The following is a 19793-nucleotide window of genomic DNA, read 5'->3' as shown; positions in this document are numbered from 1 at the left end:
ACGGCCCGGCTCACGCGCTGCCGGGCACGATCGGGCGCAGGTGCGCGTAGGCCCATTCCGCGAGGGTCGTCGGGGTGGTCGTGACCACGTCCCGGGGCTGCTCACGGACCAGGTCGCGGGTGCCCGCCATCATCCCGACGATGCCCTCGACGGCACCCTCCGGAAGGCCGGCCGCGCGCAGGGCGCCCCGCACATCGTCGTCGGCCACCGCCTCGGCCCGGACGGTCCTGCCGAGCACGCCGGTGAGGATCTCGGCGACGCGCCGGAAGCTGAGGTCCTCCGGGCCGTGCACGGCCTGGACCACGCGCCCCTTCCACTCCTCGTTCAGCAGCCGGGCGGCGGCGACGTCGCCGATGTCGCGGGGGTCCACCCAGGCCAGCGGCGCGTCGAGGTCGGCCGTGGTGGAGAGCACCCCCTGTGCCAGGGACCCGGCCTCCATCGCCAGATTGGTGAAGAAGTAGCCGCAGCGCAGGTGGAGCACGTCCGCCCCGGTGGCGTCGAAGTCCTCCTCGATCCCGGCCAGGCCGTCGATGTGGCCGACCCCGTGCCGCTTCTCAGCGCCGATGCTGCTCAGCAGCGCCAGCCGCGCGATGTCGCCCTCGCGGGCGGCGTCGGCGACGGGGGCCGCGGTCCGGCGCGAGGTCGCGACCGGTTCGGCGTCGGTGTGCGGCGTGGGGTCGACCCAGAAGACCGAGCGCGCACCCGCCACCGCCTCGCGCACGAAGGCGCCGTCGGTGAGGTCGCCCTGGCGGACGTCGACCCGTTCCCGGACCGCCGTGTCCAGCCGCGCCGGGTCGCGGACCAGCACCCGCGGCCGCACGCCCGCCTGCAACAGCATCCGCAGCACACGCGATCCCACACGGCCGGTCGGAGTCGTGACGGCGATGGTCATCTCGGGGGTCCTCTCAGGCGCGGGAGCCGTACCTTTCCCCACGGTTCTCCCACGGCCCCATGACATTTCCACTCGCCCCGCCGTCCCCGCACCAGGACGGCCCCCGGCCCCTGAACGGCCGCGCGCACCCCTCTGCCGGAAAAGGGTGGTGGTGCGCGCCGTGGGCGATTACGTTGTCGCCCATGGCCAAGCCACCACGACCCCCCGAGCTCTACGTCGCCGTCGATATCGAGGCCGACGGACCGATCCCCGGCCCCTACAGCATGATCTCCCTGGGCATGTCCGTCGTCTCCCGGCCCGAGCACTCCTTCTACACCGAGCTGCGTCCGATCTCCGACGACTTCGTCCCTGAAGCGCTCGCCGTCTCAGGGCTCGACCGGGACCGGCTCCTGCGCGAGGCGCCCGCCCCTGAGGACGCGATGGAGCGCGCGGCCACGTGGGTCGAGGGGCTGCGCACGGTCGGCCGCCCCGTCTTCCTCGCCGGCCCAGCGGTATGGGACGGCATGTTCCTCCACTGGTACTTCATGCGCTACATCGGCAAGAGCCCGTTCGGAGTGACGGGGGCCGGCGTCGACCTGCGCAGCTACTGGATGGGCCTCACAGGCCGGGAATGGTCCTCCTCCCGCAAGAGCGACATCAAGCAGTCGCTCGGGCTCACCGGACTCCCGCACACCCACCACGCGGGCGAGGACGCCGCGGAACTGGCCCAGGTGTTCGAGACGATCCTGAACCGGCGCGCCGAGGCGGCCGGGGCCGCCGACCGCCGGTCGGAGAACTGATCACCGCGGGACCGCCTCTTCCAGGCGCGCCAGCTCCTCCCCGCTCAGGTCCAGACCGGGCGCCTTGGCCGAGTCCCGGATCGACGCCGGGCGGCCGGCGCCCGGGATCGGGACCACCGCGGTGGAGCGGGACAGCAGCCAGGCCAGGGCGACCTGCTGGGGGCTGACCCTGCGCTCGGCCGCGATGCGGTGGAATGCGGTGCCCTCGGACGCCGGACCCGACGGCCCCTCCAGGGAGCTGCGGGAGATGCCGCCCAGGGGGCTCCACGGCAGGAACGCCAGGCCGAGGCGTTCGCACAGCCGCAGTTCCGGTTCGCTGGCGCGCACCGCGGGCGAGTACCGGTTCTGTACGGACACCAGGTGCGGGCCCAGGATGCCGTGGGCCTCGGTGATCTGTCCGGTGGTCACGTTCGAGATGCCTGCGGCGCGAATGGTCCCCGCATCCAGCAGCTCCCGTAGGGCTCCCACGGACTCCGCCCAGGGCACGTCCGGGTCCGGCTTGTGCAGCTGGTAGAGGCCGATCGCTTCGGTCCCCAGCCTCTTCAAAGAGGCCTCGGCCGCGCGCTTGAGGTGATGGGGCGTTCCCGTGACCGTCCAGCCCCCGTCACCGGAGCGGCCGCGGCCGCCCTTGGTCGCCACGAGGACCCGGGAGGTGTCACCGCCGTAGCGCGCGAGGGCACGCGCCACGAGCAGCTCATTGTGGCCGGTCTCGTCGGCGTGCCAGTAGTAGCTGTCGGCGGTGTCGATGAGGGTGATTCCGGCGTCCAAGGCCGCGTGGACCGTGGCGAGGGCACGCCTCTCGTCCGGCCGGTTCTCGATGGACAACGGCATGGCCCCGAGGCCGACGGCACTGACGATCCGGCCTCCGATGCTGCGGTACCGCATGGCTGGTGATCCTCCGTCGGGCTCAGGCGGTGGAAGCCGCGAACGCGTCGAGGGCCTCGGCGACGGCGCGGTTCAGCCATTCGTCGGCGTGGGAGAAGGCGAATCCCAGCTCCCTTGCGCGCGCGTTGCTCATCGCGTAATGGCGGTCGAAGGAGAACGGGGACGCCTCCTGCCCTGCGGGCACGACCCGGTACACCGGCTCGCGACCGAGCTGCCCGGCGATCGCCCCGGCCAGGTCCCGGGCGTCCAGCAGGCCGTCGGAGCAGGCGTTGACCGGGCCCGTGACGCCCGCGTCCGTCGCCGCCCACACCATCACGTCGGCCATCTCCCGGTAGTCGATGAACACCGACGGCAGCGCCTCGGCGTGCACGGCGACCTCCTCGCCCCGGGCGATGCGCTCGACGTAGTGCGCCAGGCGGCCGGTGAACTCCTGCGCGCCGCCGCCCAGGACGTGGGCGCAGCGCACGGAGGCGAAGTCGAACGCGCCGGACCGGGTGAGGACGGCCTCCGTCTGCCGCTTGCCCTCGCCGTAGTTCGGCTCCAGGTAGGCCGTGTCGTGCCAGGGCCGGTCCGGGTGGACCGGCCAGGCCGCCGGGTCGACGGCGCCCTCCCGCACGAGTCCGCCGACCGGCCCCGCGTCCGGCGCGCCCCCGGCCGGGTTGTAGACCTCGATCGTGGAGGCCATGACGTACCGCGGGGTCCGGCCGCCGAAGACCCGCGCGGCGATCGCGGCCTGCACGGGCGTGTAGCAGACCTGGTCGACGACCGCGTCGAAGGTGCGGCCGCCGAGCGCGGCGGCGAGCCCGGCCCCGTCGTTCCGGTCGGCGACGACGTGCTCGACGCCGGCGGGGGCCGGGGCCGACCCCCGGTTCACCAGGGTGACGCGGTGCCCGGCGTCCCGCAGTCGTTCCACCATGAGCCTGCCGAAGTAGCGGCTTCCGCCGATGACACAGATGTTGTGCACGCGTTCATCGTGGCCGCCTACTGTCATCAGCAGAAGTGCCCATTCACTGCACGGGTATTAAGGAGAACTGTTGATCGACGTCCAGCGGCTCCGCGTGCTGCGGGCGGTGGCCGAGCACGGCAGCTTCAACCGGGCGGCCGACGCCCTGCGGCTCACCCCCTCAGCGGTCTCCCAGCACGTCGCCGCCCTGGAGCGGAGCCTGGGCGCCCGGGTGGTGGCGCGCAGCACCCGCGGGGCCACGCTCACCCGCGCGGGGCGGGTCATGGTGGGCGCCGCCGAATCGGTGGCCGCCGAGCTCGAACACGCCCGGCGCCAGGTCGACCGGCTCGCCGGCGGCCGCACCCGGCTCACCGTGGCCACGTTCACCAGCGGGGGACGGCTCCTGCTGCCGGACGCGCTGGCGCGCCTCACGGCGGCCCACCCCGACACCGAGGTGCACATCAGGGAGGCCGAGCCAGAGAGCAGCCTGCCGCTGGTCCGCCAGGGCACGGCGGACCTCGCGCTCGCCTACCGCTTCGACGGTCCGCTGCCCGGGCGCCTGGGGCCGGACTCGGGGCTGGCCTGGGAGGGGCTGCTGGAGGACCCGCTGCACGCCGTGCTGCGCGAGGACCACCCGCTGGCCGCCCGCGAGGAGGTCGACCTGGCCGAACTGGCGGGCGAGCCCTGGGTGCTGGGGTGTCTGAAGACCGAGGCCTACCTGCGCCGCTTCGCCGAGCAGGCGGGGTTCGCCCCCGAGGTCCGCGGTACCACCACCGACTACTTCTTCGCCCGCTCCCTGGTGGCCGCCGGCACGGGGATCTCGCTGGTCCCCTCCATCGCCCTCGCACCGCCGGTCCCGGGGGTGCGCACCGTACCGATCGCGCCGCCGGCGCCGACCCGCCTCTTCGGGGTCGTCACACGCGCCCGCCATGACCTTCCGCACGTCCGGACGCTGGTCGCCGCCCTCAAGGAGCAGGCCGCCCGGCGGGAGACCGTCTGACCCGGCCCTGGGCGTTCCGTGGGGACGGCACGACGGCATACTGACGGGACCGCAGTCCGCGATCATGAAAGCGTCCCGATGAGTGAGAACGTGCGCCTCGACGTTGACGGCCCGGTGGCCTTCCTGACCATCGACCGCCCCGCCAAGCGCAACGCCATGACCGTCGAGATGTGGTCGCTGATCCCGGAACTGCTCCACAAGGCGGCCGACGACGACGGCGTCCGGGTCCTGGTGCTCCGCGGCGGGAGGCACTTCTCGGCCGGAGCCGACATCGGCGAACTCGGCGCCGTCCGAAGCCCCGCCGACGGCCGCCGCTTCAACGCGGTCACCGACGCGGCCGAGGCCGCCGTGGCCTCCTTCCCCAAGCCCACGATCGCCGCGGTGCGGGGCTTCTGCATCGGGGGCGGGTGCGAGCTGGCCGTCGCCTGCGACATGCGCATCGCCGCACACGACGCCCGGATGGCCGTCACTCCGGCCAAACTCGGGGTGGTCTACACCCACCGCCCCACCAAGCGCCTCGCGGACCTGGTGGGGCCGGCGTGGGCCAAGCAGATCCTGTTCACCGGGGAGCAGCTCGACGCCGGGCAGGCCCTGCGCATCGGGCTGGTGAACGAGGTGGCCGACGACCTCGACGCCCGCGTCGCCGAGCTGGCCGGCACCATCGCCGAACGCTCCCAGGTGACGCTCCGCGCCGCCAAGACCATCCTGGAACGCATCGAGGACGGCGCCGACGAGGAGGACGACGAGGTGCGGGGGCTCTACGACGCCGGCTATGCCAGCGCCGACTTCGCCGAGGGCGTCGCCGCCTTCACCGCCAAGCGGCGACCTGAATTCCACTGACCGCTCCACAGGCCGCCGCTCAGCGGAGCAGATCACCGCACGCATGTCGTGGGCCGTTGGTCTCCTTCCGTGGCCGGAGCAGGCCCGCCACCGGCCGTTGCCAGTGCTCCGCCCCTCCCTCACAGTCGGGCCTGTGGCCGGATCGCGGACCGACACTGCCGGCCTCACAGGCCATGCGCGCTGGGAAGGGACTGCCGATGCCGATCGCCGCGATCTCAGGGACCTGGCAGGATCCATCGATGAACTACCGGACCATCGACTTCCAAGGGTTCGGAACGGATCGAATCGCCTGGGGGGCTCCGGACCCGTCCGGCCCTCAGAGCGCACTGCAGTTCCACGGCCGCAGGGGCGACGTCCCTCTGGACGGCTCGGAGTTCCTCCTCTCGACCTTCACCCACGAGAACCGTCTCAGCGAGCACACCATGGGCTTCACCCTGCCCTTGGAAATGACGATCGCGTTCGAGGGGGCGTCGGCCCAGACCTTCCGGTGGGGGTTCTCCCGACAGGACACCCCCGACCTGAACGGCCCGGTCGACGACGTCGTCACCGTGTGGGACATGATCGAGGACGAGGTACAGGTCGAGGGGCTCCCCTACCGCTTCTTCCTCTCCAGGTGCGTGCCAGAGCACAAGGACGCCTCCGAAGTGGCACCGTGGACACCGCACTTCCCCTGCCCGGAGGGCCGGGACACCACGGCCAGGCTGATGGCGGTGGCGCTCCGGGCCGACCGCCCCGAGCTGCGCATCACCACGGTGCAGTACAAGGGTGAGGTGGCGCGCATGCAGTCCGACGAGTACGTCGAGATCCTCAACTCCAGTGCGCTCGCCGTGAACGTCGAAGGCTGGACGGTCTCGGCCGGCGACGCAGGCCAGGAGCTCACGCTCCCCCAGTACATCGTGGGTCCCGGCAGACGGTTCCGGGTCTACACCAACGAGGTCCGCCCCGAATGGGGCGGGTTGTCCTTCGGCAGCGGGCGCGCCATCTGGAACGACAAGGGCGACGTCGCCGAGCTGCGCGACACCGGCAAGATTCTGGTCTCCGACTACCGCTACGGCAGCGAGGCCACCGGCGCTTAGGGAACGGGGAGCGCCCCGGTCGCCGCGCACGACACCTCCCACAGGCGCGCGGCGGCCTCAGGGGCGATGGCGTACTCCCGCACCCCGCCGTCGTCCATGGGCTCCTCAGGCTCTGAGACCCGTGCGACGTCGCAGTCCTCCAGGTAGAGCCCTCCCCGCCCCTTGAGCATGGGCGAGGTCGCCGCCCAAAGCCCCGTGGCGGCACCCTGGGACGGCGTCTTGAAACCGTCTCCGACCACCTCGCCCCGCTCATCGATCCATCCCCGCTCGATCTGCTCCCGGACGGACATCTCGCGCTGGAGTCCGGTGATGATCTTTCCGGGATGCAGGGCGAAGGCACGCACGCCGTCGTCGCGCCCCAGGGCATCGAGCCCCACGGCGAACAGGGAGTTCGCGGTCTTGGACTGCCCGTAGGCCAGCCACTTGTCGTAACCCGCACGGAAGTGCGGGTCGCGCCAGCGGATGCCGGTCAGGGTGTGCCCGGCCGAACTGTTGACGACGACGCGCGCGCCGCCCGCTGCCAGGAGGGGGTAGAGCTCGCAGGCCAGCGTGAAGTGGCCGAGGTGGTTGGCGGCGAACTGGCCCTCCCAGCCGGGGCCGATACGCCGCTCGGGGGTGGCCATGACGCCGGCGACGGCCATGAGGAGGTCGACGCGCTCGACGGCCTCACCGATCCGCGCTGCGGCGGATCGAACGCTCGCCAGGTCGGTCAGGTCCATCGGGACGACCTCGCAGGACCCCAGGCCCGCGAGAGCGTCCCGGGCTGCGCCCTCGCGGCGTGCGGGGACGATGACGCGCGCGCCGGCCGCGGCGAGGGCCCGCGCGGTCGCGAGTCCGAGCCCCGAGGAGCCCCCGGTGACGACGGCGGTGGTCCCGGTGAGGTCCAGGCCCGCCAGGACGTCCTCGGCGGTGCTGTCGGCGGAGAAGGGCGACCCGAGCGGCCGCTGATGTCCAGTGGTCATGCCGGCGACCCTAGGAACTAGAGCGAACTCTAGATCAAGCCCTAAGGTGGCGGGCATGGCGACGACCGGATCCCGGGCGGGCTCCCTGGGCATCGGCGAGGTGGCCGAGCGGACCGGCCTCAGCGTGCACGCGCTGCGCTTCTACGAGCGCGAGGGCCTGCTGGTCGGCCCCGTCCACCGCACCGCGGGCGGGCGGCGCCGCTACACCGAGGCCGACGTCGAGTGGCTGCGGATCTGCGTCAAGCTGCGCGAGTCCGGGATGCCCCTGGCCGACCTCGAACGCTTCGCCGAACTGGTCCGCGCCGGCCCCGGCAACGAGGCCGAACGCCTGCACCTCCTGGACGCCCACCAGCGCCGCGTCGAGGCCCGCATCCAGGCGCTCGAAGAGTGCCGCTCCCTCATCTCCTGGAAGGTCGGCATCTACACCGACCACCTGTCCCGCGGAGAAGCCGAGGGCCTCTGGGACCCGACCACCTGACCCATGGGCCACCTGTGGCCTGAGCATTGACACCCTTGTCACCCCTCGCCACGCTGAGCGCGTCCTCACCCACCAATTCCGACGCGGGAGCGAATGCGTATGAGTGCTGATTCCGACATTTGGGGCCACCCACTGGTCGAGCTCCCCGACTGGCAGCTCCGCGAAGATGCCCGCGCCATGATCTCCCAGGCCTTCACACTCGCGAACGCTCTCGCCGCAGACCCGCTCCCCCACCTGGCTGCCAGACGCCGGATCCCGTTCCTCAGCAGGGACGAGCTGATCGGAACCGTGCAGGACTACACGGGGATCTGCGGTGCCTTGCAACGCCGCTACGCGCCCAGCGGAGAGAACGCGGCACCGACGGCCCCCTCCCCCGTTGAACCGGCTGAAATGGCCCGGGCACTGGACCTGCGCATCCGCGATCTGACCCCGCCCAGCGGCCCCCAGCGCCCGGACGGCTCACCGCCCCGCGCCCTGATCCTGGGCGGGCAGCCCGGCTCCGGCAAGACCCTCACCCAGGACATCGCACGCCGCGCCTTCCCCGACCACACCGCCGTCTACGACGGCGACGACAACGCGCTCTTCCATCCGCGCTTCCAGGAGATCGTCCGCCAGGACCCCCATCTCGGCCACACGACCGCAGCGCATCAGCTGCCCGAGGACTTCCACGACAGGTGCCTGGAGCACCTGAGGGCCGGTGAGGTCAAGTACGACGTCATCGCCAGTCACCCTCTGGGGCGGAGGGAGTGGGCCGATTCCTGGGTCGAAGGGTTCAAGCGGCACGGATACCACGTGAGCGTCGCCTTCGTGTCGACGCATGAGGCGAACAGCCGCCTGGGGATCCTGCACCGCTACCAGCGCCAGCGGGACCGGGAAGGCTACGCACGCTGGGTGCCCCCGGAACTCCACGACGAGTTCTACGCGAACATCCCCGACGTCGCCGCACACCTTGAGGAATCGCCGAACGTCGACGCGATGTACGTCCTCGACCGCGACGGCGGCGTCCTCCACGAGAGCGGGCGCCCTCAGCGCTGAACCGTGAACTCCCGCTCCATGTGGGACAGCTTCTCCGGGTTGCGCACGGTGTAGATGCCGGTGATCAGGCCGTCCTCAATCCGCAGTGTCACGACGCTGTCGACCTCTCCGTCCACGCGGAGCAGCAGTGCCGTCCGCCCGTTGACGCAGGACGTCTCCACGGACACCTCGGCCCACAGCCGGTTCAGGCCGGCCTTGAAGAGGCGTGCGACCCGATCGGCGCCGACGACCGGCTTGGGGACCGCCTGCTTCACTCCGCCCCCGTCGGCCAGGACGACGACATCCGGGGCAAGGATGTCGAGCAGTCCTTGGAGGTCGCCCGTCTCGACCGCCCGTTGGAAGGCCGCGGTCACGCTCCTGGTCTCCTCGGGGGAAGCGATACCGCGCGGGCGCCGCTCGGCCACGTGCACCCTCGCCCGATGGGCGATCTGCCGCACCGCGGCCTGGGACTTGCCCACCGCCTCGGCGATCTCGGCGTACCCCACGTCGAAAACCTCGCGGAGCACGAACACCGCGCGCTCGGTCGGGCCGAGGGTCTCCAGGACCAGCAGCATCGCCGTCGAGATGCTGTCCGCCAGTTCCACGTCCTCGGCAACGTCGGGCGCCGTCAGAAGGGGCTCGGGCAGCCACTGGCCGACGTAGGTCTCCTTGCGGCGGCCGAGAATGCGCAGGCGCGTCAGCGCCTGTCTCGTGGTGATGGTGACCAGGTATGCGCGGTGATCCCTCACCTCCGCCAAGTCGACGCCGGACCACCGCATCCAGGTCTCCTGAAGCACGTCCTCCGCGTCCGCCGCAGAGCCGAGCATCTCGTAGGCGACGGTGAAGAGCAGGTTGCGGTGGCGGACGAAGGACTCCGTCGCGGGGTCCGGTCGGGGGTCGACCATTGCGTGCTCCTCTCGCCTGGCGGCCATCTCCTCCTCTAGACGCGGCACCCCAATGCCGTGTGACGCGCCCTGGCGACGGCGGAACGGCGAAGCTGTCACACACACCGCCGGCCCTCCGTCATCACGGTGAAGGACCTCATCCGCCCTCAAGGAGATGACATGGACCTCGCACTGTGGATCGCCGCCGGCTTCCTGTCCCTCGCGTTCGCGATCGGAGGCGCGGCCAAAGTCGTCGTCCCCAAGGAGAAGATCACTGCGCTCAGTTTCGGAAGGTGGGCCGAGAACTGGAGCCCGTCCGCGATCAAGACGATCGGCGCACTCGAAGTCCTGGCCGCCGTGGGACTCGTCGTGCCTCCGCTGGTGGGGTTCGGGACGGTCTTCGTTCCGTTGGCCGCCGTCGGCCTGGCCCTGGTGATGATCGGGGCGATCATCGTGCACGCACGCCGCCGCGAGCCGGTGAGCATCGTAGGCAACGTCTTCTACCTCGCGGTGGCGGCCTTCGTGGCCTGGGGCCGGTTCGGGCCGGAGTCCTTCATGGGCTGAGGGCGCGACCGGGGAACGGGGGATCGCCGCCCTGGCGGGAACGGACCGCCAGGGTGACGAACGGCAGTGACCTCAGCGCCATCCAGCGACGCATCGGGCCGGAAGCGATCCCATGGTCGTCGCCCCTGTACCCGCCCGGCAATGCCCTTCGACCACTCTCGAAACAGGCAACTCGGCGCCGGGCCGGCACCGATCCCGTACCGACCGCCGCCACGTCGCGGACACCCCCGCCGTGGAACCGCGCCCAGAGGGGCGTCGGTCACTCCCCGACACCGGCCCCACTCTCCCCCGAGCGGCCGGCCCCGGGGCGAACGGCACGGTCCTCGTCCCCGGGAACCGTCTCGCCCATCGCCTCATAAATCGGCTCCAAGGCCTCCGCCAACACGGGGATGGGCGATTCCCAGTGGGCGAGCGGGGTGAACGGGCGAACCGGAGCGGGGAAGGGCAGCGGTTCCGACGGGGCCCAGAACTCCGCGGTCTGCTCCGGCAGCGGCACCAGCTCGACCTCGAGCTCCCTTCGTGGGCGGACGCGACCGCCGAGGGCCGACTCCAGCTCCTCCATGAGCAGCGAAGGCGAGACCCCGTGCCACCCCAGGAGCAGGAGCGGGTCGCCGTCGATCGCCCCTTCATGGGGCTCATCGAGGCGCAGCACGGCCGCCGTCTCCCGGGTGCCCGCCCACGGGGGCAGCAGCAGACCGATACCGGCCTCTCCCAAGGACGGGGCGAACCGGGTGAGGAACTCGCAGGCCTGTGCCGTGTCGAGCGTGCAGACTCCGCGTTCCCGGACGTCGTCGCGCTCCAGGCGCGGGTACAGGTCCGCCGCCCGTACCAGCGCGGCCTCAAGGGCCGAAGCGTGGTCGCGGGGCAGCCAGTCGGCGCCCTCTCCGGCGCGCGCATCCTCCAAGGTGAGCATCAGGGAGGGTTCATCGACCGACTGGACCCAGACCTCCAGCCTCCATGAGGCGTCCTCATCGGCGATGAGCAGCTCCGGCTCGCCACCGGGCTCCGCGCCCTCTGTTTCCTCGCCGTCCCCGTCCGTCAGGAGGGCATAGGGCTCGACCAGCCGCAGGGCCGGCCGCACCGCCCCCGCCTGACGGTGAACGACGCCGAACCACTCCGACAGCCGCTCGCTCAAGAGGCTCTGCTCCCGCCCCCAGACGTATTCGGGGACCGCCCCGTCATCGAGGAGCAGCCCTCTCACCCAGTCCGCGTACAGCCGCGGGCCGGCCGGCAGGCGGAACTCCCGGCCGTGCAGGCGCTCGCGCACCGCCTGGTCGGTGAAGGCGCACAGCGCTTCCAACGCGTCGACGACCACGGCCGAACCCGCCTCCCAGGGGTCATCGTCCTCTGGGGCATGGTGGGCACGCAGCAGCGGAGGGACCGCCCCGGCGTAGGAGCGCAGCCAGGACAGTGCCTGCGGGTCGAGCACGGGGCGCCACCGAGCCCGGGGAGCGAAGGAGGTGGTGCCCATGTCCTCATCGGCCTCCTCCACCCACTGCGGCACGACCCGGCGCGCGGCAGCGAAGGACTCGGCCGCGCGCAGCAGCACCTCCACATGGGGCAGGGAGACGCTCCCCGCCCCCGAGGCCGAGGTGCGAAAGGTGCGCAGGAGGGGCGCGGCGTCGCCGGGATGCAGGACGAGTGCGGGCACCTCCCAGTCACGCAGCCCCGCACGAGAGGCCGCGACCTTGGGGGCGTCGGGCCGCACCCCCAGCGACGGGGGCGTGAAGGGGTGGCTCGGGCCACCGGGCAGCCGAAGCACCTCGTTACCGGGGAGAAGGGCACCGGGCTCGCCGGTGAAGCCGCCGTCCTCGGACGCCACGCCCTCGATCAGGGCCTCGCGCTCCTCCGGTGGCCGGCCCAGCAGGGGGACCACTTCTTCGGCGAGCGCCCGCGGGCCCATGGCGCGGGGTGGGGACGCTCCTTCTTCCGGGACCTGGTCGTCGCGGGGAGCCTGGAGTCGAGGCCCCATGCCCAAACGCTGCGATCGGCCCAGAAGGCTTCCAGTACACGCTCCCCTCCAGTCTGGGCGCTGAGCCAGAGGGGTGAGGCACGTTCGGCACCGTCTCCCCGACGGCCCGCGCGCGGCAGGACCCGCCAACCCACATCTGGGAGCCCCTCATGGGTTGAGCAAGGATGGGGCACCACCCCTCAGCCGCACATTCGGCAGGGCGACACCCCACGGTTCCTCCCCCGGCCCTCAACAAGCCGATACGCACCGACCCGGCCGCCCTACCGTGCGGTCCGTTCGAAGTGGAAGGGGCAGTGCGTCCCTCCCGTGCCGATGGTGGTGGGACGTTCGAAGCGGAACCCGTGCTCGTCCGGGTCGATGGCGTCGATCCAGTTGGCGTCGAAGGCGCACAGGATCGGGGTGAGCTCCGGTGTCCCGTTGGCCGCCATCACGTCATGGAAGAAGCAGCGGCGGACCTCCACGTGGTAGCGCTCGTCATCGTCGACCGTGCGGTCGAAGACGAAGCCCTTCCCAAAGGCGTGCTCTTCGCGGGCCTTGCTCATCTCGACAATGGACAGGAACGCGTCCTCAGCCTCGTCCAGGCGCGCCCTGGTGCCTTCCCTGACGGCGTCACCGAACGGTTCGTTGAGGGCGGCGCCGACCGCTTCGACGGCCGCCTCCCGACCGACCCCGGGCCGGAGCACCTCATAGGCGGCCACCAGTGCCGTCGCCAAGCGCAGGTTCTGCCGGGCCGGCGCATCGACGATCAGGGAGCGGTTCGCCTCTTCGAGCGACGCTTGGCGCGCCCGCAGGGCGGAGGTGAGGTCCCGGGGGCGGGTGTGCTCCCTCAGGGCCGCGTAGAAGGCGTCGAGGAGCAGCGTCGTATCGCGGTCGGGGTCGGGGACGTAGGTGTCCTCGGCGAGCCCGAACTGGTCAGTGGACATGACGGTCCTTCCGTGTACGGCTCGGCACGCACACGACCGCGATCCCACTCCCGGGGGTCACTGGCCGAGCCCGCACCGAGCGAGCAGGCCAGCGCGCTCCACCGACCACCGGGCGCTGACAATGCTTGTCCTGAATTTTCGTCGGCAGTGTGCCACGCGCCGCGGATACGCGTCCATCCCTCACTCCGCCCCTGGCTCCGGCGCCACCCACTCCGAAAACCGTTGGAGCACCAGGCCCCTCTCCGAAACACTGAACCCGCGTTCCGACCGTCTGTACACCTGGGAGGTCCTGCCATGGCCAGCAGGTTCACGGAACTAGCGATCGACTGCGCCGACCCCGGGAGCCTGGCCCGCTTCTGGTGCGCGGTGCTCGACTACGAGGTGCTGGACGAAGAGGACGGAGTCGTCACCATCGTCCCCAGCACACAGCCCGACCTCAAAGAGCGCCCCGGCCCGATCCCGCCGGCACTGACCCTCGCCGCCGTCCCCGAGGGCAAGACCGTCAAGAACAGACTGCACATCGACGTCAACCCCACCGACAGATCCCAGGAAGAGGAAGTCACCCGCCTACAGGCCCTCGGCGCCCGGCACACCGACATGGGCCAGAAAGAGGAAACCTGGACCGTCCTCACCGACCCCGAGGGCAATGAGTTCTGCGTCCTGGCAACTCGCCACCCTTAATCCGACCAACGCGACACCCCGGACAGTTGGAAACTACCCGTTCCCGCCGCTCCCCGCTTCTTCGTGGGGCAACGCCTTATAACGAGTCACCGCCACGACTCCAGCGAAGATTGTTGGAATCACGACAATGACAGCGATCGACAATCGCTGCACACGGCGCGCGTCACACAGATTGTGAACATACCCCTTATCCTCAGCAACTCCCGTATCAGCGTCCCAAGGTCGCGATTCAGTCCTCCCCGGACCCGCCACCAGAGGCTCGGACCCCCTTTATCTCCCGCCAGGATCCCCCCTGTAGCGGGTCAGAGCCAGGACACCGGTGAATATAGTCGGGATCATAATTAGCAATGCCAGGGATAGCCGTTGAACTCGACGAGCGATACAGAAATTATCCGCATATGCTCCATCTCCAGACACTCCGTCGTCCACGTCTCAGACCCGGCTTTCATGCAACCCCGGTCCGGCCATCATCGCAGACGAGCACGTGATTTTAGACTCAGACACCCCCATTCTGCATGATTCGACTGAAAACCAGAAGAAGGAAATGCCAAGAGGTAAACAATTATCACGGCACCCGCGATCGACGATACAATAGAAAGACGTCGCTTGAGCTTCAAGCTATTCATCCAGGAGAGACTCACCCTTCAATGTATTCATATCGCCATGCCTTGCCGTTCCGCGGACAGAGACTACATCAGCCTAACGACCGGAAGAGGGAAAACAGCCTAACCGAAGGCCAGGGCTAGAGAGATGGGTTTATGATGTTGGCCCCCATAATCCTACGCGGGACTCTCCTGGGGACAGCCTTGGCGCAATTCATCTTCTTTGGAAGCGCCACACTTGCTCTTCTTTTTACAGTCCTTATTGAGGATGCCGCACCATATCTCCTTGCCAACGCGTTCGGAGTAGTTTTCTCTAGCGGTCTTCTCTGGGGAGCAATTTACTCAGGCCGACACCGTCGGGATATTAAGGGCTGGAGGGTCGTCCTTGCGGGGGTGATGGGCGCAATCGGGGCGACCTGCTTCCTATTCGTTTGTTTTCCTACGGGTCCGCCTCTTGAGGCGGCGACGCCAGGAGACATTTACATGTATCCCACTGCGCTTACATCAGTCGGCCTTTGCACGGTACTGACTACGTCGCTCCTCGTTGCTATAGTCGGAATCCCAGCCTCAAGCCTCCCGTTAGGCCGGGCAGCTCTACTAACCGGGGGATGCGCTGTCGCAATCATGCTCATAGGGGGATCAACTGTATTCGTCCTCCGCGATGATCTCCCCAAACATGTGGTTTCCTCTGCCGGCTCCTCGGGACAGACGATCGACAGTGATACATGGACTTGGCAAACACCGGATGGCGAATACATTTCAGATGTATGGTCGGCCGGACGCACCATGGTCGTTGGGGTCGGGGACGGCCTAGAAATCAGAGAATTGTTCGGTGTAGATTCAGCGACAGGCGAAGTCGAGTGGCAGTATCGCTCATCGGAAATAGCCATGCCTGCTTTGAGTAGCGACGGCACTGATCTAGCATTTCCGGAACGCAGGAACGAAGACCGCTGGGAGCTGAGGGTCTTGGACCCCAAATCTGGAATTATGAAGGATACGGGAACTGCTCGTGCTCTCGGAGCATTACTGGAAAGACCATCTGCCCCTCTGACCCCGCATGGTGTGATATCGACAGCGGAGGAAGGCCGGATCATATCCTCCGATCCGATAGCTTCATCGTCCGGTTCGGGTGACTGGCGCTACGAAATCCCAGCAGGTTGCATGCTTCCTTCCGAGGAGAATGAGAGCAGTCCGATAGCCGCGGTTTCGGATACGGTGATCGTCTCCCTCTACTGCACTCGGGATTCCACCTCCATGAGTGGAACCGAGTCAGAATCCGGGACAGTACAGATAGTCGCTTTAGATGCGGGCAGTGGAAGGACCATGTGGACCGACGATTGGGCGACCGGCCTCGATTCCGAAGGCAGTGGACTCAATGTCCTGACGGGCTCCGACGAGGCAAGCCTCCTCGGCTACGATCCATCGCAGTTTCTCCTGGAGAGTTTCAAGGGGCAACGTCAAGCGCCGGTCTTCTCCCCCGAGGAGGGGGAGGTACTGGGACAGGCGAGGAGTCAATCTGCAGGGGAACACATCATTGACTTCGACTCAAGGCAGACAGTAGTAGAACGAACGGAAACGAAAGAGATTCACATCAAGAGCCTCAGTGGTGATGGAAGTGCATCGATCGGTGACGTGAAGGGCTACATTTCAAATGGCATACACCTGTCCTCTGACCACGTCGTCGTCCCTCGAGCCTCCGAAGACCAGAAGAACACTGACCTCACAGTGTCAGTCTTCGACAGGCAATCACTTTCTCTCACACGTTCTCTAGAGGTTCAAGGAGAGATTCATCCGCTTGGCAATCAGAGCGAATTTGCGAGTAGCGATGTGTCCTTCTTGGTCGGCACGCGAGGCGAATATACTCCCCAAGGAGACGTCCAGACGACTGAGATCACAGGGATCGTGATCGAACCCGTGTCAGGAGAGAGCTAGAAGGCAGACACCACAGGATGGCCCTTGGAGCTGCCGGAGCCGATCAGCCTGGTGGGTGTCTTAAATAGGGGCCCTAGAAGGAGGGGCGGGCAACGTCTCGACCTCCACTACGACGAATATCGTCGTGCCCGACAGGACCGAACGCAATGATCTGGTCGGAGAGTGGAAGGGATCCGGAAGGCAGAAGATCACCTTCCTCTCTCCCCACAACGGAACGAACAGAAGCGATATCTGCCAGCTCGCCGACGTCGAGATCTGCTGCTCAAAAGATCTCGCCCATCACTTCCTCAGAGTAATCACAGGAAATGAATGCATCTATATCTGCAATATAGTCACTTCTCTCGTCGAATAACCCCTTCCGCCCCTCTAGGTACTCATCCACAAGTTCTTTTCCGGTCATTTCATTACCGCACACTTCAACGATGCCGGAATCAACTATGTCCGACAGTCCTTGATCGATACTGGACAGGAGCACTGAGTAAGGAATATCCTCCTTTTCGGCCAACTTCCCCATATCCCTCCACGCACTCTGATCAACTTCAACGTTGACCCCACCCTCCTCCACGGCGAGGATCCCTGCACGCTCCAAGTACCGCCGGTGTTCATCCGTTGCGTACGACAGCCTCTTCCTCCATTCTGGGCTACCAATCTCCACAAGCTCATACTCAAGAATCTGAACTTTAATCTGCCGAGTGAACCAGACATTCTTTAGGGGGGTATATTCTTCTTCGGCCGGGCTTGCAGGGGCGTGTTGCCCGTTCCCCACATCAAGGGGCGTGCAGCCCGCGACGAACATTGCGCACGCCAGAGCAAGCCCTCGTTCAAGTAGTCCGTAGCGCTCCTGCTCGACTCTCATCCCTCGCCCTCGGCTCTATCATCAGCGGATTCCCCATCCGGAAGACAAGTAGACAGATCCTCATAATTTTCACACTTCAAGGATCCGGCTACATCCTCGTGCCACCGCAAATATGTCCCATAAGATTCTTGGGAAGCACCCTCAAGTGGAGTCGGAGTTCCAGGACCAACCTCAGGGCTCGCCCGGCCCCACTGCCTTGCGGAACGTGCGTGACAGCTGGACGCTGACGTCCCTACGGCTCATCCCGCTCTTCTGCGCCAGCCAGGCTCCGAAGAGCATCACCCAGAACGTGGTGATCACCCAGGTCGGGGAGACCTCGGGGTCGATTTCATGGCCCTGCTGCCCGCGTTCGATCACCGCGCTCAGAGTCTGATCGCGCTCTTCGCTGTCCTCCCAGACGTCGGGGTCGACGGGCGCGTTGTCGGCGAACACCAGCCCGAGTACCGACCCGAGTCCCAGGTACTCCTGCGCCAGGCGGTCCAGCGAGTTCAGCGCGCCTCCTTCACCCAGCCGTGCCGCCTCGACCGCATGCGCGAACCGGACGCGGCACTCCTCGTCGATCGCGGCCAGCAGGTCGCTCCGGTCGGTGAAGTGCCGGTGCAGGGTGGACCGGCTGACGTCGCCGGCGTCGGCGATCTCCGCGAGCGTGGCCGCAGGGTTCCCCGCGAGCGTCTCGATCGCGGCCTCAACGATCAGTCTGCGGGTCCGGCGCGCAGTCGGGGACGGGTCGGTGTTGGTCCGGGACATGGGGCGATTGTAGGTCGCCGTGACCACGGAGCAGGACCTGCGCGTCATTTTTTGCGACATTGATGTGTCAAACTGGCGCTCATGAGTCTCACTGCTGGAGTACGAGCCGCCTGGCTGCTGCCCGCATGCCTGGTGATCGCCGCGCTTGCCAGCGGGATGCTGGTCGTCGTCGGTCCGCCGCTCGACGGTCCGATCAGCCTCCCGCTGACGGCACCAGTGCTGCTGGCAGCCGCCGTGGCCGCTCGGGTGCTACCGAGCCGGATCGGCGCGGGAATCGCGCTCCTGGCGGTCGCCATCGCCGTCGCGGCTGCGATCACGGCACTCAGCACGGAGCCGGACGGCGCACGCACCGCGATCGTGCTCGGGATCCGTGTCATCCAGTTCGCCGCACTGGGCGTTGCCGCTTTCGCGGGAGTCCGGCAGCTGATCACGCGCTGGCCGGACACCGACCGCCCGAGCCGGGACTGGACCCGCCCCGCCCAGATCGTCGGCCTGCTCTGCATGTGCGGGATCGGTGCGGAACTCCTCACCGCCTACAGCGACAACACCGGGGATCCAGGCGCCGTCGCATTCGCGCTGGTCTTCTTCGGTGCGCTCTATGGCGCTCCGGCGCTGGTGGCCCGCGATCTCGTGCGCAGGCTCGGATGGGGCTGGCCCAGCCTGCTCCTGGTGTTCGCGGCCTTGGGCACGGCCCAGGCCTGTCTGATCGACCAGTCGATGTTCAGCGTCGATTACCAGGGATACGAGGGCTGGGAGGAGATGCGGCAGGGCACCCTCATCCCGGCTCTGGGCATCAGCGCGTCCAACGCCTACAACTTCGTCACCGGCCACGTGATCTATAGCTTCGCGGCCCCGGTCGCCCTCGCCGAGGCGTGGGCCCCGCAGCGCGCGCGGAAGCCGTGGCTCGGGCCGATCGGGACGGTGGTCGCCGTACTGGCCTACGGAGGGGCCGCCGCGATGATCCTGTCCGATCCGGAGTCACGCTCTGGCACACCGGCGCAGCTCTTGGTCTCAGCCGGCATCGTCGCCGCGTTCATCGTGGCCGCCACGCTGGTCGGCCGGCGGCGATCCTCCAAGGCGCACGTGATCACAAAGACCGCGGGCCGACTGCCCCTCTGGCCGGTGTTCGCAGTCGCGCTCCTCGCGGGCTTGATCCCCTCTTTCGGCACGGAGAGCTGGGGCGGAGTGCTCATGAGCGCGGCCGTCACCGGAGGGTTCGGGATCGCCATCCTGGTCGTGGCCAGGACCTGGGGATGGTCGCTCCGCCACAGCGCGACCGTGGCATTCGCCTTCCTCCTGGGCCGCGGAGCGCTGGCGTTCACCTACTTCCCGCTCCTCGGCGACGTCGCCCCGGTGCCGAAGTACGCCCACAACACGGTCATGATCCTGGCCGTGATCGCGGCCGGCTGGCTTGCGTTCCGACGGCCGACGCGCACCACGCGGTGAGGGCGCGTGCGGCCGACGGGCCCATGGGAGTCCTGAAGAAGCCGCTGGACCGGGCCGCGAGTCCGCGCCGCTCGTCAGGTCACTGGGTGGAAGCGCCCGCCGCCTGGAGCCGTCAGATCGGGCGGAGTACACGCCGGACGGACGGTCGCGCTGACCTCGCCCTTCTCGTCGTCGTAAGGGACCTCAGGATATGTCATGTGCGGTCATGGACATGCTCCGTTCCTCAGGGCCGTCTCGTTCATCTGCCGACGTGTCGATCGACGCGCCGTAGGATCAGAGTCGGCGAGTCGACCACGCGATCAGACACACTCCCCGGC

General features: G+C 68.4%; 19 protein-coding genes. 10 read left to right on the top strand and 9 right to left on the bottom strand.

What is annotated here, in order from left to right; translation table 11 throughout:
- Positions 1-10 precede the first annotated feature (10 nt).
- Entirely contained in the window at positions 11-892 is an 882-nt protein-coding gene (locus C892_RS0106795; RefSeq protein ID WP_017556609.1) for an NmrA family NAD(P)-binding protein, read from the bottom strand.
- Positions 893-1074: 182 nt separating this feature from the next.
- Here C892_RS0106795 and C892_RS0106790 point away from each other — a divergent pair, with 182 nt between their 5' ends.
- A complete protein-coding gene (locus tag C892_RS0106790) occupies positions 1075-1671 on the top strand; it encodes a 3'-5' exonuclease (protein ID WP_017556608.1) in 597 nt (198 codons plus the stop codon).
- Here the strand turns inward: C892_RS0106790 and C892_RS0106785 are convergent, their stop codons facing one another.
- Together C892_RS0106785 and C892_RS0106780 are read right to left on the bottom strand one after the other, a co-directional pair.
- The gene (locus C892_RS0106785) at positions 1672-2556 is read right to left on the bottom strand and encodes an aldo/keto reductase (protein ID WP_017556607.1); all 885 of its coding nucleotides are present in this window, start codon (positions 2554-2556) and stop codon (positions 1672-1674) included.
- 22 nt (positions 2557-2578) lie between these two features.
- Entirely contained in the window at positions 2579-3520 is a 942-nt protein-coding gene (locus C892_RS0106780; RefSeq protein ID WP_017556606.1) for a Rossmann-fold NAD(P)-binding domain-containing protein, read from the bottom strand.
- A gap of 70 nt (positions 3521-3590) precedes the next feature.
- On the opposite strand from C892_RS0106780, the gene C892_RS0106775 reads away from it, so the two are divergent.
- The 3 genes from C892_RS0106775 to C892_RS0106765 all read left to right on the top strand — a co-directional run bounded on the left by C892_RS0106775 (position 3591) and on the right by C892_RS0106765 (position 6415).
- Entirely contained in the window at positions 3591-4499 is a 909-nt protein-coding gene (locus tag C892_RS0106775; RefSeq protein WP_017556605.1) for a LysR family transcriptional regulator, read from the top strand.
- Between the two features lie 78 nt (positions 4500-4577).
- Positions 4578-5339: an enoyl-CoA hydratase/isomerase family protein gene (locus C892_RS0106770; protein ID WP_017556604.1), complete on the top strand. Its 762-nt coding sequence runs from the start codon at positions 4578-4580 to the stop codon at positions 5337-5339.
- Between the two features lie 173 nt (positions 5340-5512).
- The gene (locus C892_RS0106765; protein WP_338040835.1) at positions 5513-6415 is read left to right on the top strand and encodes a lamin tail domain-containing protein; all 903 of its coding nucleotides are present in this window, start codon (positions 5513-5515) and stop codon (positions 6413-6415) included.
- Here C892_RS0106765 and C892_RS0106760 read toward each other — a convergent pair.
- Positions 6412-7377 (bottom strand): oxidoreductase, encoded by a 966-nt coding sequence (locus tag C892_RS0106760; protein WP_017556602.1) that lies wholly within the window; start codon positions 7375-7377, stop codon positions 6412-6414. The genes C892_RS0106765 and C892_RS0106760 overlap by 4 nt on opposite strands.
- Before the next feature lie 46 nt (positions 7378-7423).
- On the opposite strand from C892_RS0106760, the gene C892_RS0106755 reads away from it, so the two are divergent.
- Both C892_RS0106755 and C892_RS0106750 read left to right on the top strand, forming a co-directional pair.
- On the top strand, positions 7424-7855 hold the full coding sequence (locus C892_RS0106755; protein ID WP_017556601.1) for a MerR family transcriptional regulator: 432 nt from the start codon (positions 7424-7426) through the stop codon (positions 7853-7855).
- A 99-nt stretch (positions 7856-7954) separates the two neighbouring features.
- Positions 7955-8890, top strand: a complete 936-nt coding sequence (locus C892_RS0106750; protein ID WP_017556600.1) for a zeta toxin family protein — start codon at positions 7955-7957, stop codon at positions 8888-8890.
- On the opposite strand, the gene C892_RS0106745 is transcribed toward C892_RS0106750, so the two are convergent.
- Positions 8881-9774, bottom strand: a complete 894-nt coding sequence (locus C892_RS0106745) for an RNA polymerase sigma-70 factor (RefSeq protein ID WP_017556599.1) — start codon at positions 9772-9774, stop codon at positions 8881-8883. The genes C892_RS0106750 and C892_RS0106745 overlap by 10 nt on opposite strands.
- A 159-nt stretch (positions 9775-9933) precedes the next feature.
- On the opposite strand from C892_RS0106745, the gene C892_RS0106740 reads away from it, so the two are divergent.
- On the top strand, positions 9934-10317 hold the full coding sequence (locus tag C892_RS0106740) for a DoxX family protein (RefSeq protein WP_017556598.1): 384 nt from the start codon (positions 9934-9936) through the stop codon (positions 10315-10317).
- A 259-nt stretch (positions 10318-10576) separates the two neighbouring features.
- Here the strand turns inward: C892_RS0106740 and C892_RS0106735 are convergent, their stop codons facing one another.
- Together C892_RS0106735 and C892_RS0106730 are read right to left on the bottom strand one after the other, a co-directional pair.
- Positions 10577-12289 (bottom strand): hypothetical protein, encoded by a 1713-nt coding sequence (locus C892_RS0106735; protein WP_152513357.1) that lies wholly within the window; start codon positions 12287-12289, stop codon positions 10577-10579.
- Positions 12290-12549: 260 nt separating this feature from the next.
- The gene (locus C892_RS0106730; protein WP_017556597.1) at positions 12550-13212 is read right to left on the bottom strand and encodes an L-2-amino-thiazoline-4-carboxylic acid hydrolase; all 663 of its coding nucleotides are present in this window, start codon (positions 13210-13212) and stop codon (positions 12550-12552) included.
- 294 nt (positions 13213-13506) lie between these two features.
- Here C892_RS0106730 and C892_RS0106725 point away from each other — a divergent pair, with 294 nt between their 5' ends.
- Positions 13507-13893: a VOC family protein gene (locus tag C892_RS0106725; RefSeq protein WP_017556596.1), complete on the top strand. Its 387-nt coding sequence runs from the start codon at positions 13507-13509 to the stop codon at positions 13891-13893.
- Positions 13894-14651: 758 nt separating this feature from the next.
- Complete coding sequence (locus C892_RS31230; RefSeq protein ID WP_152513356.1) at positions 14652-16427, top strand: PQQ-binding-like beta-propeller repeat protein; 1776 nt, start codon at positions 14652-14654, stop codon at positions 16425-16427.
- 262 nt (positions 16428-16689) lie between these two features.
- On the opposite strand, the gene C892_RS0106720 is transcribed toward C892_RS31230, so the two are convergent.
- Together C892_RS0106720 and C892_RS0106715 are read right to left on the bottom strand one after the other, a co-directional pair.
- Complete coding sequence (locus C892_RS0106720) at positions 16690-17283, bottom strand: hypothetical protein (protein ID WP_152513355.1); 594 nt, start codon at positions 17281-17283, stop codon at positions 16690-16692.
- 171 nt (positions 17284-17454) lie between these two features.
- Positions 17455-18030, bottom strand: a complete 576-nt coding sequence (locus tag C892_RS0106715; protein ID WP_193374746.1) for a TetR/AcrR family transcriptional regulator — start codon at positions 18028-18030, stop codon at positions 17455-17457.
- A gap of 81 nt (positions 18031-18111) precedes the next feature.
- On the opposite strand from C892_RS0106715, the gene C892_RS0106710 reads away from it, so the two are divergent.
- Positions 18112-19476 (top strand): hypothetical protein, encoded by a 1365-nt coding sequence (locus C892_RS0106710; protein WP_239647288.1) that lies wholly within the window; start codon positions 18112-18114, stop codon positions 19474-19476.
- The last annotated feature ends 317 nt before the right edge of the window (positions 19477-19793 follow it).

The organism is Nocardiopsis baichengensis YIM 90130 (genome assembly GCF_000341205.1).
Taxonomy (GTDB): Bacteria; Actinomycetota; Actinomycetes; order Streptosporangiales; family Streptosporangiaceae; genus Nocardiopsis_A; species Nocardiopsis_A halophila.
The sequence above is the reverse complement of the archived record's forward strand: the minus strand, read 5'-3'. Positions and strand labels throughout refer to the sequence as shown.

What these genes read in the sequence shown, in the direction of transcription:
- C892_RS0106795 (WP_017556609.1), bottom strand. Translation starts at nt 892, where the DNA reads ATGACCATCGCCGTCACGACTCCGACCGGCCGTGTGGGATCGCGTGTG.
- C892_RS0106790 (WP_017556608.1), top strand. Translation starts at nt 1,075, where the DNA reads ATGGCCAAGCCACCACGACCCCCCGAGCTCTACGTCGCCGTCGATATC.
- C892_RS0106785 (WP_017556607.1), bottom strand. Translation starts at nt 2,556, where the DNA reads ATGCGGTACCGCAGCATCGGAGGCCGGATCGTCAGTGCCGTCGGCCTC.
- C892_RS0106770 (WP_017556604.1), top strand. Translation starts at nt 4,578, where the DNA reads ATGAGTGAGAACGTGCGCCTCGACGTTGACGGCCCGGTGGCCTTCCTG.
- C892_RS0106765 (WP_338040835.1), top strand. Translation starts at nt 5,513, where the DNA reads ATGCGCGCTGGGAAGGGACTGCCGATGCCGATCGCCGCGATCTCAGGG.
- C892_RS0106760 (WP_017556602.1), bottom strand. Translation starts at nt 7,377, where the DNA reads ATGACCACTGGACATCAGCGGCCGCTCGGGTCGCCCTTCTCCGCCGAC.
- C892_RS0106750 (WP_017556600.1), top strand. Translation starts at nt 7,955, where the DNA reads ATGAGTGCTGATTCCGACATTTGGGGCCACCCACTGGTCGAGCTCCCC.
- C892_RS0106745 (WP_017556599.1), bottom strand. Translation starts at nt 9,774, where the DNA reads ATGGTCGACCCCCGACCGGACCCCGCGACGGAGTCCTTCGTCCGCCAC.
- C892_RS0106740 (WP_017556598.1), top strand. Translation starts at nt 9,934, where the DNA reads ATGGACCTCGCACTGTGGATCGCCGCCGGCTTCCTGTCCCTCGCGTTC.
- C892_RS0106735 (WP_152513357.1), bottom strand. Translation starts at nt 12,289, where the DNA reads ATGGGGCCTCGACTCCAGGCTCCCCGCGACGACCAGGTCCCGGAAGAA.
- C892_RS0106730 (WP_017556597.1), bottom strand. Translation starts at nt 13,212, where the DNA reads ATGTCCACTGACCAGTTCGGGCTCGCCGAGGACACCTACGTCCCCGAC.
- C892_RS0106725 (WP_017556596.1), top strand. Translation starts at nt 13,507, where the DNA reads ATGGCCAGCAGGTTCACGGAACTAGCGATCGACTGCGCCGACCCCGGG.
- C892_RS31230 (WP_152513356.1), top strand. Translation starts at nt 14,652, where the DNA reads ATGATGTTGGCCCCCATAATCCTACGCGGGACTCTCCTGGGGACAGCC.
- C892_RS0106720 (WP_152513355.1), bottom strand. Translation starts at nt 17,283, where the DNA reads ATGAGAGTCGAGCAGGAGCGCTACGGACTACTTGAACGAGGGCTTGCT.
- C892_RS0106715 (WP_193374746.1), bottom strand. Translation starts at nt 18,030, where the DNA reads ATGTCCCGGACCAACACCGACCCGTCCCCGACTGCGCGCCGGACCCGC.
- C892_RS0106710 (WP_239647288.1), top strand. Translation starts at nt 18,112, where the DNA reads ATGAGTCTCACTGCTGGAGTACGAGCCGCCTGGCTGCTGCCCGCATGC.